We start from the raw sequence: 13563 nt of genomic DNA, 5'->3' as shown, positions 1-13563 counted from the left end.
GCCTCCAACGTTCGGCGGGTCGCGACTTACGTCGCTCCTACAAACGAGGCGTTTGCGACCTCAGCTCACCGGTTGGGCGTCGTCATCGAGCAGTTCCCGCAGCATCGCGCCGGTCACCGGCTTGCGCAGGAATCGGTCGAAGCCGGCGGCCATCGCCTGCGGCTCGGCGTCGGCGTCGGCACGCGCGGTGATCGCAATCAGGAGCGTGTCGAAACCCTGTGCGCGCAGGTGTTGCGCGAGCGCGAGGCCATCCATGCCCGGCAGGTCGAGGTCGAGCAGTGCGCCGTCGAACCGTCCGGTCGCGACCTCGGCCAGCGCCGCCAGGCCGTGGCCGGCATGGCGGGCGCGATGGCCCTGCGCCTGCAGCAAGCCGATGATCACCTCGGCCACGATCGGGTCGTCCTCGACAAGCAGCAGCGACAATGCGCGCGACGGACCGGCCGCAACCGATGGAGCAGCCCCCGTCGGCGCGATCGCCTCGGGCAACGGCAGGTGGACATCGAAGGTGGTACCGACGCCCAATGAGCTTTCGACCGCAATGGTGCCGCCCATCGCCGCCGCCAGCTCCTGGCAGATCGCCAGGCCGAGCCCGCTGCCGCCATAGCGCGCCGCGGTGCGCGCGCCTTCGGCCTGTTCAAACCGGCGGAACAAACGGCCTTTCTGCTCGGCATTGAGGCCCGGGCCGGTGTCGGCGACGCGCAGGTGCACGCCGGCCGCGGTATCCCGGCTCACTGCAAGCATCACCGAACCGCGCTCGGTGAACTTGATCGCGTTGCCAACGAGGTTGAGCAGGATCTGCCGCAAACGCACCGGATCGCCGCGCCATCCGCGTGCAACATCGCGATCGAACTCCACCGCGAATGCCAGGCCTCGCGCTTCCGCCAGCGGCGCCATCAATGCGGCCACGTCGTCGACCAGCGCGCGCAGGTCGAACGGCTGCTCGGCGAGTTCCAGCTTGCCCGACTCGATCCGCGCGAGGTCGAGCGCGTCGTTGACCAGCCGCAGCAGGTGTTCGCCGGCACCACGGATCGAATCGGCATAGCCGCGTTGGCGCGGGTCCAGCGGCGTCCCGAGCAGCAGTTCGGTCATGCCGAGCACGCCGGTCATCGGGGTGCGTACCTCGTGCCCGAGGGTCGCCAGGAAGCGGGTCTTGGCCAGCGACGCCTCGCGCGCGACCTCGTTCTCATGCCGCGCGCGTTGCAGGGCCTCGCGGCGCGCGAGCCGTTCGCGGTATTCGTCGGCGGCCCACCACAGCAGCAGCACCAGCAGGCCGGCGAATCCTGCCAGCGCCGCCGGCGTGCGCCACCACGGCGGCTGCACGCTGAAGTTCAACTGCTGCTCGACGGCGGCATTGCCGGAGGCATCGACCGCGCGGGCCCGCAGGGTGTAGTCGCCCGCCGGCAGGCCGGCGAACACGCGCTCGCCACTCGTGCCGTTGGCGATCCAGTCGCGATCGTAGCCGTCGAGCCGCGTGAAGTAGCGGTTCGCCCGGGGATCATCGAACGACAGCAGCCGCAGTTGCACGCGCAACTCGCGGTCGTCGGGACGCAGTTGCAGTGGCTGGCTACGGTCGAGTGCGATCCACTGGCCCTCGCGGCGGACTTCGACCGCATCGAAATGCAACGCCGGCGTCAGCGCCGGCGGATCGGGCGCAAGGGTGTCGACCAGCACCACGCCGCCATCGGCAAGCGCCGCGGCGAGCACGCCATCGTCACCCATGACCAGGGTGCGATCGACGAACTCCTGGCTGCTGAGGCCATCGGGCAATCCGAACCGGCGCGCATGGCGGGTCTTCGGGTCCCAGCGGAACAGGCCGCGCAGGCTCGACAGCCAGACCCGCCCGGCGCGATCGATGCGCAGGCCGGCGCCCTCCACCGAGGGGATGCCCTGCGCCACGCCGACCTGCGCGGTGCGCTGCCAGCGGTCGCCCTGGCGGCGGTAGTGCTCGAGGCCGGACAGGCGTTGCAGCCACAAGCCGTCGTGGCCGTCGAAGGCGAACACGAACACCCGGCCGTCGATGTCGACGCCGGGCACCTCGGCGAAGCGGTGCGCCGCCGCGTCCCAACGCCGCAATCCATGCCCGCCGGCGATCCATGGCACGCCGTGGCGATCGAACCCGATCGCCTCGGTGTCGCCGACGCCGAGGCCCTGTTCGGGACCGGCCGACACGGTCTCCAGCACTTTGCCGGTGGCGGCATCGCGCCGTTGCAAACCGGCGCCGGCGAACGACACCCAGAGGTCGCCACCGGGCGCCTGCGCGAGCAGGTCGACCGGCCCGGCGAGCGGCGCATCCGTCGCGCTGTCGCGGTCCCAGCGCCGCACCGTGCCGGCGCCCGGGTCGATCCGCAGCAGCGCGCGACGCTGGCCGAGCCACAACCGCCCGGCGCGGTCCTCCAGCAACGACATCGCCCGCGCACCGTCGAGCTTGTCCTGCACGGCCTCGTCGAGCGGCACCACGCTGCCGTCGCGGTCGAGCCGCTCCAGCTCACCGCGCTCACCGGCCAGCCACACCCCGCCGCCGCGCGCGACCGCGACGCCGGGATACAGCTCCGCCGCCAGCCCGTCGCGGTCCTGGGTGAACTGCGCGATGCGGCGCCAGTCCGGTTGCAGGTAGCCCAGCCCGACCCCCGGCACCGGCAGCCACAGCGCGCCGTCGCGCTGCCTGAGCATCTGATACATCGGCAGCACCGGCCCTTTCGCGCCGATCTGCACCGGCGCCGGCACTTCGCCCGGCGACACCCGCCACAGCTGGCGATGGCTGGCCAGCCACAACTCGCCATCGGGCTCGGCCAGCACCCCGAAGATCGCGTTCGGGTACTCGAACATCGCCGCCCAGTCCGGGCGGTGCCAGTTCCCCGCCCCATCGCGGCGGAACGGGCCACTGCCGGCGCCGACCCAGAGGCTGTCGCCGACCGGGGTCGCCGAGAAGATCATCGGCGCCGGCTGCTCGCCCGGCAGCGCGACGCGTTCGAAGTCGTGGCCGGTCCAGCGCGCAAGGCCCGCGGTGGTGCCGATCCACAGCCGCCCGTCGCCGTCGACGCTGAGCGAGAGCACGATGTCCGATGGCAGGCTGCGCGGGTCGTCGTCACGCGGCATGTAGCGGGTGATCGTGCCGTCGCCATCGAGCCGGTGCAGGCCGCCGCCGAAGGTGCCGAACCAGGTCGCGCCGCGGTGGCTGGCGATCGCCCAGACCTCGTCGCTGCCGATCTGCGGGTGGCTGGCCTTGCGGTAGTGGCGGAAGCCGCCGCGAGCGGGGTCGAGCACGCTGAGGCCGCGGCTTTCGGGCGCGACCCATATCCGGCCCTGCGGATCGGCATGCAGGACGGTGATGTAGTTGCCCGGCAGCGACGCCGGGTCGCCGGGGACGTGGCGCCAGACCCGCATGCCGACGCCGTCGTAACGCGCCAGGCCGTCGGTGGTGGCGAGCCACAGGTAGCCGTCGGCGTCGAGCGCCAGGCCATTGATGTTGCTCGACGGCAAGCCGTCGGCGACATCGATGTGGCGCAGGGTCGGGATCTCGGGGATTGCGGCGGCGGTCGCGGCAACCGACGCGGCCGCGGCGGTCGCCTGCAATGCGGCCAGCAACGTCGCCAGCCCCGCCGCCCGCATGGCCATCCCGGTCAACTTGCGCATCGCGCCCTCCCTGGTCTTCGCATGGTCCGTGGCCGCGGCATGCGCCTGGGCCTCCCCGCGCCTAGGCTCGATCATCGCGACGGCTGGGGCAAGTGCGCGGCCGGCCCGCCGCGTCCACGCAATACTGCGTGCCGGCACCGGCTCGGGCAGCGATGGCCGACTGCGCCTAGAATCCTTCGCATGCCGGATGAACTTCTGCCCCCGTCCGCGACGCGCCACCTCATGCTGGCGCTCGTCCTGCCCATTGCGCTCGCCGTGCTGCCGGTGCCGGCAGCCGCCGCCGAACGCACCGAGCCACCGCCGGCCTGGAAACTCGACCCGGTGCACACGCGGGTGATGTTCGCGGTCTCGCACGCGGGCTTCTCCAAGGCGCTTGGCACGGTGTCGGGCAGCGACGGCGGCTTGCTGTTCGCCCCGGGAGGCTGGGCCGGCGCGCGGCTGGTGGTCGAGGTGCCGCTGACCCGGCTCGACCTCGGCACGCCCGACTGGAACGAGGCGGCGCTGGCCGGCAACCTGCTCGACGGCGCCAACTTCCCGACCGCGCGCTTCGTCTCGACCACGGTCACGCCGCGCGATCCAGCCCATGCGCAGGTCTGCGGCGAGCTCACCCTGCACGGCATCACCAAGCCGCTGTGCATGGAGGTCACCGTCAACGCGGTCGAGCGCCATCCGATGCCGCCGTTCCGCCAGACCGCCGGGTTCTCCGCCACCGCCACCCTGAGCCGCAGCGACTACGGCGTCGACGGCTGGTCGTCGATGATCGGTGACGAGGTCGAGTTGCGGATCGAGGCCGAGGCGACCCGCGCCAGCGACGAGTTCGCCCAGCGCCTGTTCCGGGTCGGGGCACCGATTCCGGCAACGACTCCCGAGCCGGTACCGGCCGACGCCGAATCCGACCCGCGCGCGCCCGAACCGAACCCGACTCCCGCCACGGACCCGACCGCATGACCTGGAAAAACCCCGCCGACCGCTGGGGCCCGGTCAGCCAGTTGCTGCACTGGGTCATCGTGCTGCTGCTGCTGATGCTGTCGACCATCGGCCTGCTGCTCGACAGCCTGCCGGTCTCGCCGAAGTACTTCTGGGTGTTCGACCTGCACAAATCGACCGGGCTGACCCTGCTGGCGCTGGTGGTGTTGCGGATCGGCTGGCGACTCTACGCCGGCGCACCGCGCCCGCTGCCCGGCACGCCGACCTGGCAGACGCGGGTCGCATCGATCACTCATTGGCTGCTGTACGCGCTGATCCTCGCGATGCCGCTGTCGGGCTGGCTGTACGACTCCGCCAGCGGCCTGCGCCCGCTGCGTTGGTACGGCCTGTTCGAGGTGCCCAAGCTCAGCGCGCCGGACGAAGGCCTGCGCGAGCTGGGCCATACCGCGCATGAATGGCTGTTCTGGGTACTGGTCGCGCTGGTCATCGTGCATGTGGCCGCCGCGTTCTACCATCACGTCTTCCAGCGCGACGCGACCCTGCAGCGGATGCTGCCGCGTGGTCGCCGCGCCCCGCTTCCCGAGGTCAACGATGCCACGTCCCGCGATGTCCGCTAAGTTGCGCCCCACCGCCACTGCCCTCGCCGCTGCCGTGCTGCTGGCCGCGGCGCCGGCATTCGCCACCGACTACGTGCAGGCGCCGGGCTCGACCCTGGCGTTCGCCACCGCGTACGAGGGCGAAGTGTTCAGCGGCCACTTCGGCCGGTTCACCACCACCGTGAGTTTCGACCCGCAGCATCCGGAGGCGGCGGAGCTCGACGTGGTGATCCCGCTGGCCAGCGCCAGCACCGCCAATCCCGACCGCGACCAGACCCTGCTGGGTCCGGATTTCTTCAGCGCCGACAAGTTCCCGCAGGCGCGCTACAGCGCGACCGGGTTTCCGAGCGCTTGGCGACGGCACGTATGCTGCCGACGGCACCTTGACCCTGCGCGGGGTCAGCCATCCGGTGACGCTGACGTTCAGATGGGCCGGTGGAGCCACTCCCGTGCTGACCGGAAAGGCGACCGTGCAGCGGCTCGACTTCAATGTCGGCGGCGGCGACTGGGCGGATGTGTCACTGATTCCGAATGCGGTGGCGGTGAGTACGAAGGTCAACCTGCGCCCGGCAGAGTGACCGTTTACCCGGTGTAGGAGCGACGTGAGTCGCGACCTGTACATCGTCTCCCCCGCTCGGCGGGTCGCGACTTACGTCGCTCCTACAACGGAAGAATGTCCAGCCGGAGAAAATCCCGCACCCGCTCGACATCGAACGGCCACTCAAGCTCGACGCCGCGGCTCTCGTCGCGCAACACCGGCACCCGCACGCCGTAGCGCTGCTCCAATACCTCGTCCTCGTCGATGAACACACTGTCGAATTCCGGCGCGCGGGCGACGGCGAGGACCTCCAGCGCGAGGTCGCACAGGTGGCAATCGTCGCGCTGGAACAGGGTCAGTCGGCGCGCCGAGGGCACGGCCGGGCTGGCAGGATCGGAAACATTCATCGGCAGGAATCCATCGGCAGGAACAGGCGCGCTGAAGCGGATGGCGGAGCGCCGTAGAATAGCCGCAGGGCGCGCATCCGCGCGGCACCCGCACTGAATGCCGACGCCGTCGGCTGGAGCAACACGTGGCCGTCAGCACCTTCGACCTGTTCAAGATCGGCATCGGGCCAAGTTCGTCGCACACCGTCGGACCGATGCGCGCGGCGGCGCGGTTCACCGAGCGCTGGCTGATCGACAACGGCGATCTGGAGCGCACCACGCGCCTGCGCGCGGAGGTGTTCGGCTCGCTCGCCCTCACCGGTCGCGGCCACGGCACCGACAAGGCGGTGCTGATGGGGTTGGAAGGCCACTGGCCGAATCTGATCGACCCCGACATCATTCCGGATGCATTGGAGCGCATCCGCTCGACCAAGCGCATCCGGTTGTTCGGCCGCCACGAGATCGACTTCAACGAGAAGCACGACCTCATCATGAACAAGCGCCAGAAGCTGCCGTTCCACACCAACGGCATGCGCTTCACCGCGTTCGATGCGGCTGGCGAAGTGATCGCCACCCGCGACTACTACTCGGTCGGCGGCGGCTTCGTGGTCAACGAGGACGAGGCGGCCGAGGACCGGATCGTCGCCGACACCACCTCGGTGCCTTACCCGTTCAACTCGGGCGACGAGCTGCTGGCCCAGGTCGCCAGGCACAACATCACCATCGCCCAGCTGATGTATGCCAACGAGGAAGTGTGGCGCCCGCGCGCGGAGATCGATGCCGGCCTCGACGAGATCTGGGCGGCGATGAAGTCCTGTGTCGAGCGCGGCATCCGCTCCTCCGGCACCCTGCCCGGCGGCCTGCACGTGACCCGTCGCGCGCCGCTGCTGTACGCCGAGCTGACCGCGCGCGACGCCCCACAGGACGATCCGCTGACCATGCTCGACTGGGTCAACCTGTTCGCGTTGGCGGTCAACGAGGAGAACGCCGCCGGTGGCCGGGTGGTCACCGCGCCAACCAATGGCGCAGCCGGCATCATCCCGGCAGTGCTGCATTACTACGATCGTTTCGTGCCGAATGCGACCCTGCAGGGCGTGCGCGACTTCCTGATGACCGCGGCCGCGGTCGGCATCCTCTACAAGGAAAACGCGAGCATCTCCGGCGCCGAAGTCGGCTGCCAGGGCGAGGTCGGCGTGGCCTGCTCGATGGCCGCTGCCGGCCTGACCGCGGCGATTGGCGGCAACCCCAGCCAGATCGAGAACGCCGCCGAGATCGGCATGGAACACAACCTCGGCCTGACCTGCGACCCGATCGGCGGGCTGGTGCAGATCCCCTGCATCGAGCGCAATGCGATGGGCTCGGTCAAGGCGATCAATGCCAGCCGCATGGCGATGCGCGGCGACGGCAAGCACAAGGTCAGCCTCGACAAGGTCATCAAGACCATGCGCGACACCGGCCGCGACATGCAGGACAAGTACAAGGAGACCTCGCGCGGCGGTCTCGCGGTGAACGTCATCGAGTGTTGAAGCCGCTCCTACAGGCCCGGCGGCGGCGGACGATGCGCAGCACGTCGTCCAGCAGCCCGGCGGCGGTGACTTCCGCGCCGGCGCCCGGGCCCTGGATCACCAGCGGCTGCACGCGGTAACGATCCGACCAGATCGCGACCTTGTTGTCGGTGCCGGCGCCGCCCGCAAGCGGATGATCCTCGGGCAGTGCCTCCAGCCCCACCCGGGCGTCACCCTTGCCGTCACGGATATTCTCCAGCCGCGCGATGAAGCGCAGTTTGCAGCCGTCCTTGCGCGCGGCGGCGAATCGTTCGCGCAACGGCGTGTCCAGCAGCGGCAATGCCGCATCGACGTCATCGCGGGCGAGGCTGGCGAGCGTCGCCGGCACCAGCGACTCGACGTCGACCTCGTTGCTTTCGAGTTCCACTCCGGCGCTGCGGGCAAGGATCAGGATCTTGCGCCGCACGTCCTCGCCCGACAGATCCTCGCGCGGGTCGGGTTCGGTGTAGCCGGCATCGCGTGCCTCGCGCACGAAGTCCGAGAACGGGCGCAGGCCGTCGTAATGGTTGAACAGCCACGCCAGCGAACCCGACAGTACGCCGGCGATTGCGTGGATGCGGTCGCCACCGGCCCGCAGGTCGCGGATGGAACGCAATAGCGGCAACCCTGCGCCGACCGTCGCGCTGTCGCCGTAGGTCGTGTTGCCACGGAGGCAGCCAGCGCGGATGCGGCGCCATTGCGCGAGGCCAGTGCCTTGGCCGAGCTTGCACGCGGTCACCACGTGGATGCCCTGCGCGAGCCACTCGGCGTGCCGCTCCGCGACCGTGGCGCTGGCGGTGGCATCGACCACGACCTGCGCACCATCGCCGTGCAGGACGATCGGAACCTGGTCCAGCCGACTGGCCCGTGGCTGGTTTTGCATCACCCGAAACGCCTCGCGTGGCGCCATTCCCAGCGTCGCACTGGCAGCGCGGCGCGAATTGGCGACGTGCACGAGAGACACTCCCCCGCCGAGTGGCGTGCCCGCCCATTGCGCCAGCCGTTCGATCACTGCAGTGCCGACCGTGCCTGTTCCGAGCAGGGCCACTCGCGCGGGAGGCGATGCGGCCGGGACGGCGGCTATCGCGTCGGGCCGGCGTGTGTGTACGCGGGTGACGGCCACCGCTTTCATTTCGCCACGCGTTTGCGGCTGGCCCGGGTCGCCTGCGCGCGTTCCAATGCCGTCGCGATGTCGGCGACCAGATCGTCGACATGCTCGATCCCGACCGACAGTCGCAGCAACCCGTCGCCGACCCCGGCCGCGGCCCGCGCCTCGGCCGACATCGCCGCATGGGTCATCGTCGCCGGATGCGCGACCAGGCTTTCGACGCCGCCCAGCGACTCGGCCAGGGTGAAGCACTCCAGGCCTTCAAGGAACGCGCGAACCGCCGATTCGCCGCCGTCGAGTTCGACACTCAGCATCGCGCCGAAACCTGTCTGCTGGCGTGCCGCAATCGCATGGCCGGGATGGCTGGAAAGCCCGGGGTAGTGCACCGCGCGCACCGCCGGATGGCCATCGAACAGATCGGCCAACGCGACAGTGTTCTCCTGGTGCACCCGCAGGCGCGCACCCAACGTGCGCAGGCCGCGCAGGGTCAGGAAGCTGTCGAACGGCGCGCCGGTGATGCCGAGGCAGTTGGCCCACCACGCCAGCTTCTCGTGCACGTCGGCATCCTTCGCCACCACCGCACCGCCGACGACGTCGCTGTGGCCGTTGATGTACTTGGTGGTCGAGTGCACGACGATGTCGGCGCCGAACGAAATCGGCTGCTGCAGCGCCGGCGACAGGAAGGTGTTGTCGACCACCGCGAGCGCCCCGGCCGCATGCGCGGCATCGATCACGAAGCGCAGGTCGGTGATCCGCAGCAGCGGATTGGAAGGCGTCTCAATCCAGACCAGCGCCGGTTCCCGCGTCAGTGCCTCGGCCAGCGCACGCGGATCGGTGAGATCGATCGTCAGCAACTCGAACGCCCCCTTGTCCGCCAGTGCGTTGAACAGCCGCCAGCTGCCGCCGTAGGCGTCATGTGGCACCACCAGCTTGTCGCCGGGCTTGAGCAGCGCGTGCAGCACGAGCGTGATCGCGGCCATGCCGGTCGCGGTGACCACGCTACCCGCCCCACCTTCCAGCTCGGCCAGGGCCTCGGCCAGCAGGTCGCGGGTCGGGTTGCCGCTCCGGGTGTAATCGTAGGTGCGTTTGTCGTTAAAGCCGGCGAAGCTGAAGTTCGACGACAGCACGATCGGCGGCGTGACGGCGCCATAGGCGGTGTCACGATCGATGCCGGCGCGTACTGCGCTGGTACAGCGGTTGCGCGTCGCCGGCGTCGCGCCGGGACGGTCCTGCAGATGGACGCTCATGCCGCCACCTCCGCATCGCCCAGCGCATCGGTGAGGATGCCGCCAATGAGCGCGGTCTCCTTGAGGAACGCGTCATGTCCGAAGATCGAGTCGAGCACGTACAGCCGGGTCGCGCCGCCCAGTCGCTCGACCAGTTCACGGGCATCGCCGATCGGCACCACCCGGTCGCCATTCACCGCCACCACTTTTACCGGCACGCGCACCGACTCGGGCTGCAGCGCCTGCAGGTCGATCGACTCCGACAGCCGAAGGAACGCGGTCGGCGAGGTGCGGCTGGCGTACCTGCTGCCGCAGTAATCGAGGTAGTCCTCGGCGCCGACGCGGACGTGGCCGTCGAGCACTTCGGCGGCGTCGAAGCGGCCATCGAACTCCTCGGGCGTGCGATAGCTCAGGATCGCCAGCTGCCGCGCCAGCTCCAAGCCGTGGCTGTCATCGCACTGCAACGCGCCCAATGCGACCGCGCGGCGCTGCAATGCGCGCCACGCACTGGCGTAGGGGTGGGCGCGATGGGCGCCGCTGATCGCCACCAGTTGCCGCAGCCGCGTGGGGTGCAACGCGGCGAACTGCAGGCCGACCATCGCGCCATAGGAGCAACCGACGAAGGCATGCAACCGGACGACGCCGAGCGCGTCGACCAGCGCGGCGATCGCGTCGGCCTGGTCGGCCGGGTCGAGCGCCACGTCGAGGTCGCCGTCGCTGCCGATCCAGTCGAAGGCAAGCAGGCAATGGCGTTGCGGGTCGAGCGCACGCCCCGTCCCGACCTGTGCATTCCACCAACCGCTTTCCGGAAACGCATCACTTGCGCCGACATGCCGGTCCGCGGAGATGCCCCCGGCGACGAAGACCACCGGCAACGACGGATCGCCGACACGCTCGTAACGCAGACCGACGGTGCGGCATCCGGCGTGGCGCAACTCGAGTTCGACTCGCACTTCGCCGCGCACCGCCGGGACGATATCGGCCGGCGCGGCAACGGGCGCGGGGAACGGGTGCGGTTCGAACGGCGCGACGGTTCGGGCGTGGCCGTTGCAGGGATCGAAGGCAGGACGGGGAGCGGGACTGGTTTGCAGGCTCATGGCGGCATCCGAAATGACGGTGGGCCATCGAGCCGACGGATGCGCACGCACCTCCATGGGAGGCAAATGGCGCAACCATCTTTCGGATCCGGTCTCGACCGGGCCGCAGGAATTGGCACCTTCGCACCGCTTGCGCAGTGGTGGGTTGCCCCGGCTTCAAAGGGCCTGTCCCTCAGCCGGTCTCGATGGATGGCCGGCAGTCTGCCGCGGCGCCTCGCTATTGTCAATCGCTTTATCCGTATGAAGCGATATATATAACCAACGGTTATCAGGGAAGCGGCGGCTGCCGCGACGGGTCGCGCCCGGGCGATAGACTTCCAGCCATGACATCCCGACCCTCGTGCCCGACGCCACGCGGCCTGGCGATATCCGCGGGCGCGCCGCCTGCCCTGCTCGTGGTCCTGTCGGTACTCTGGCTGGCGCTGGCCCCGGTGGCGCAGGCCGGCCAGGTCTACCGCTGGACCGACGCCGACGGCATCACCCATTACGGCGACCAGCCTCCGCGGAAGGCCGACGCCGAAGTCAGCACGATCCCGGTGTACGTCGAACCGACCGCGATCGCGCGCATGCGGATCGAACCCGTCGGCGACCGTTACCACGTGTGGGCCGACAACCGCCTGCCCGGACCGATCGAGGTGATGCTCGACTTCACCCGCCACAACAACACCGTCGGCAATCCGATGTTGCCGGCGCGCGCCACGGTCGCCGCCGACGGCAGCGCACTGGTCGCGGTGCTGCGTGCGCGCGAACCGGCGCAACCGGTGTCCTTCGAGTTGCGCATGGACAGCCTGCCGGGCAATCCCAGCGCGGCGCCGCAGGACGTGCAGTACCAATTGCCGCTGCAACTGGCCGCGTTGCCCGGCTCGGGCCCGCGGATCGACCAGGGCTACGGCGGCCGCTTCAGCCATCGCGATCCGGAAAACCGCTACGCGGTCGACTTCGCCACGCCGATCGGCACCCCGGTGCTGGCCGCGCGCGATGGCGTGGTGATGCAGGTGGAGTCCGGCTTCGACCGCACCGGGCTGGACCGCGACAAATACGGCGGTCGCGCCAACTTCGTGCGGATCCTGCACGATGACGGCGCGATGACGCTGTACGCCCATCTCAAGCCCGGCGGCGTGCTGGTCCGCGTCGGCCAGCGCGTGCGCGGCGGGCAGCAGATCGGCTTGTCCGGCAATACCGGATTCACTACCGGGCCGCATCTGCACTTCGTGGTGCAGGTCAACCGCGGCATGCGGCTGGTGTCGTTGCCGTTCCGGATGGGCGGCCCGGTCGGGCCGCTGCGCATCGTCGACGAAAGCCCCACGCCTTTGTAGGAGCGGCTTCAGCCGCGATCCGGAATCGGTCGAGCGCGCCCCGGATGATCGACGTGCTACGCCGCCTCGACCAGTTGCTCGCCCATCGAGCGCCACTTCGGCAGCTTGTCGATCTGGCCGACCGCACGCAGGTAGGCCTCGTCGACCGGGGTGTCGGCCACCAGCGCCGATGCCACGTGTACCGCACCGGCGACCCAGAACCCGGACATCCGCATCCGCGCCGGCTGCTGGTGGTTGGCGACCGCCTCGACGATCGGCATCGGCAACCCCCACAGGCCCAGCAAATAGGCGCCGGCCTCGGCGTAGTGCGGACCGTCGGGATTCAGCTCGGTGCCATCGTCGGTCGCGAAGCGAACCCCCGGCAACAACTTGCCGACCTCGGCCAGCAGGCCGGCGGTGGCCGCCAGTTCCGCGCTCGGCCCGCCAAGCAGTTGCCCGGCCAGGCGCGAAGTGCGCAGCGCGCGCGCCTGCATCGCTTCGCGATCGACGCCATCGATCTCGTCGGTACCGGCAAACGCCTCGGTCGCCAGCACCAGCCGCTGGATGTTCTGCAGGCCCAGTCGGGTCACCGCGGCGCGGATGTCGGTGACCACGCGTCCGGCGGAGAAGTAGGCCGAGTTGCACAGCCGCAGCACCTTGGCCGCCAGCACCGGATCCTGCGACAGCAGGTTGCCGACCTCGGCGGTATTGGTGTCGGGGTCGCGCATCAGCTGGGTCAGGTCGATGTAGAGCTTGGGCGGCGGCGGCAGCGAGCCGATCCGGCCGATCGCCTGGTTGAGCTCGGCGTTGTCGAGCAGTTCGCGCAGCTCGATCACGCTTTCCACCGCCTCGATCAGCTCACCGGCGTCGAGCGGTTTGCGCAGCAGCCGGTGTGCACAGTCGAGTACCTGCAACGCCTCGGCATCCTGATCGTTCTCGAGCAGCAGGATCCGCACCACTTCCGGACGCTGGCGGCGCAGCTGCGACAGCACCGCGGTGGCCCGTTGCGCGCCGGCGTCGAGTTCGCACACCAGCACGTCGACTGCGGCATCGTCGGCCAAGGCCGCATCGGCCGACGCGGTCCAGCGCACGTCCCAGGCCAGGCCGAAATCCGCCAGCGCCTGGTTCAGTTCCAGCTCCAGCCCGGCCGCGCGTCCACCCTCGTCCCCCACGATGACAATATGCACCTGATTCCTCGTATCACGTCGCGGAT

Annotated in this window: 10 protein-coding genes, 1 pseudogene and 1 riboswitch; of the genes and pseudogenes, 5 read left to right on the top strand and 6 right to left on the bottom strand. The window is 69.9% G+C overall.

Annotated features, from left to right (window positions below):
- Positions 1–60: 60 nt before the first annotated feature.
- A complete protein-coding gene (locus SNE34_RS13730; RefSeq protein ID WP_332618168.1) occupies positions 61–3633 on the bottom strand; it encodes a sensor histidine kinase in 3573 nt (1190 codons plus the stop codon).
- Between the two features lie 222 nt (positions 3634–3855).
- On the opposite strand from SNE34_RS13730, the gene SNE34_RS13725 reads away from it, so the two are divergent.
- The 3 genes and pseudogenes from SNE34_RS13725 (at position 3856) to SNE34_RS13715 (ending at position 5734) form a co-directional block, all read left to right on the top strand.
- Positions 3856–4581: a YceI family protein gene (locus SNE34_RS13725; RefSeq protein ID WP_425604549.1), complete on the top strand. Its 726-nt coding sequence runs from the start codon at positions 3856–3858 to the stop codon at positions 4579–4581.
- Positions 4578–5177 (top strand): cytochrome b, encoded by a 600-nt coding sequence (locus SNE34_RS13720; protein ID WP_332618166.1) that lies wholly within the window; start codon positions 4578–4580, stop codon positions 5175–5177. The genes SNE34_RS13725 and SNE34_RS13720 overlap by 4 nt, the downstream gene beginning before the upstream one ends.
- Positions 5167–5734, top strand: a pseudogene (locus SNE34_RS13715) (YceI family protein). The gene SNE34_RS13720 and the pseudogene SNE34_RS13715 overlap by 11 nt, the downstream one beginning before the upstream one ends.
- 82 nt (positions 5735–5816) lie before the next feature.
- Here SNE34_RS13715 and SNE34_RS13710 read toward each other — a convergent pair.
- Positions 5817–6101, bottom strand: coding sequence for a glutaredoxin family protein (locus tag SNE34_RS13710; protein ID WP_332618165.1), 285 nt, complete (start codon positions 6099–6101; stop codon positions 5817–5819).
- 125 nt (positions 6102–6226) lie between these two features.
- On the opposite strand from SNE34_RS13710, the gene SNE34_RS13705 reads away from it, so the two are divergent.
- Positions 6227–7606, top strand: a complete 1380-nt coding sequence (locus SNE34_RS13705; RefSeq protein WP_332618164.1) for an L-serine ammonia-lyase — start codon at positions 6227–6229, stop codon at positions 7604–7606.
- On the opposite strand, the gene SNE34_RS13700 is transcribed toward SNE34_RS13705, so the two are convergent.
- The 3 genes from SNE34_RS13700 to metX are packed head-to-tail and all read right to left on the bottom strand — an operon-like array spanning position 7593 to position 11055.
- A complete protein-coding gene (locus SNE34_RS13700) occupies positions 7593–8756 on the bottom strand; it encodes a homoserine dehydrogenase family protein (RefSeq protein ID WP_332618163.1) in 1164 nt (387 codons plus the stop codon). The genes SNE34_RS13705 and SNE34_RS13700 overlap by 14 nt on opposite strands.
- Positions 8753–9979: an O-succinylhomoserine (thiol)-lyase gene (locus SNE34_RS13695; RefSeq protein ID WP_332618162.1), complete on the bottom strand. Its 1227-nt coding sequence runs from the start codon at positions 9977–9979 to the stop codon at positions 8753–8755. Before SNE34_RS13695 ends, SNE34_RS13700 begins: the two co-directional genes overlap by 4 nt.
- The gene (metX, locus tag SNE34_RS13690; RefSeq protein ID WP_332618161.1) at positions 9976–11055 is read right to left on the bottom strand and encodes a homoserine O-succinyltransferase MetX; all 1080 of its coding nucleotides are present in this window, start codon (positions 11053–11055) and stop codon (positions 9976–9978) included. The genes SNE34_RS13695 and metX overlap by 4 nt, the downstream gene beginning before the upstream one ends.
- A 72-nt stretch (positions 11056–11127) precedes the next feature.
- Positions 11128–11247: riboswitch (SAM riboswitch) on the bottom strand.
- Between the two features lie 131 nt (positions 11248–11378).
- Between metX and SNE34_RS13685 the strand changes: the two genes are divergently transcribed.
- A complete protein-coding gene (locus SNE34_RS13685) occupies positions 11379–12371 on the top strand; it encodes a peptidoglycan DD-metalloendopeptidase family protein (RefSeq protein ID WP_425604545.1) in 993 nt (330 codons plus the stop codon).
- A 56-nt stretch (positions 12372–12427) separates the two neighbouring features.
- Here SNE34_RS13685 and SNE34_RS13680 read toward each other — a convergent pair whose 3' ends face one another.
- Positions 12428–13537 carry an HDOD domain-containing protein gene (locus tag SNE34_RS13680; protein WP_332618160.1) on the bottom strand — a complete coding sequence of 370 codons (1110 nt, stop codon included), beginning with the start codon at positions 13535–13537 and terminating at the stop codon, positions 12428–12430.
- Between the last annotated feature and the right edge of the window lie 26 nt (positions 13538–13563).

This window comes from Novilysobacter erysipheiresistens (genome assembly GCF_036663935.1).
GTDB classification, from domain to species: Bacteria; Pseudomonadota; Gammaproteobacteria; order Xanthomonadales; family Xanthomonadaceae; genus Novilysobacter; species Novilysobacter erysipheiresistens.
This window is presented reverse-complemented; position numbering and strand designations above follow the sequence as displayed.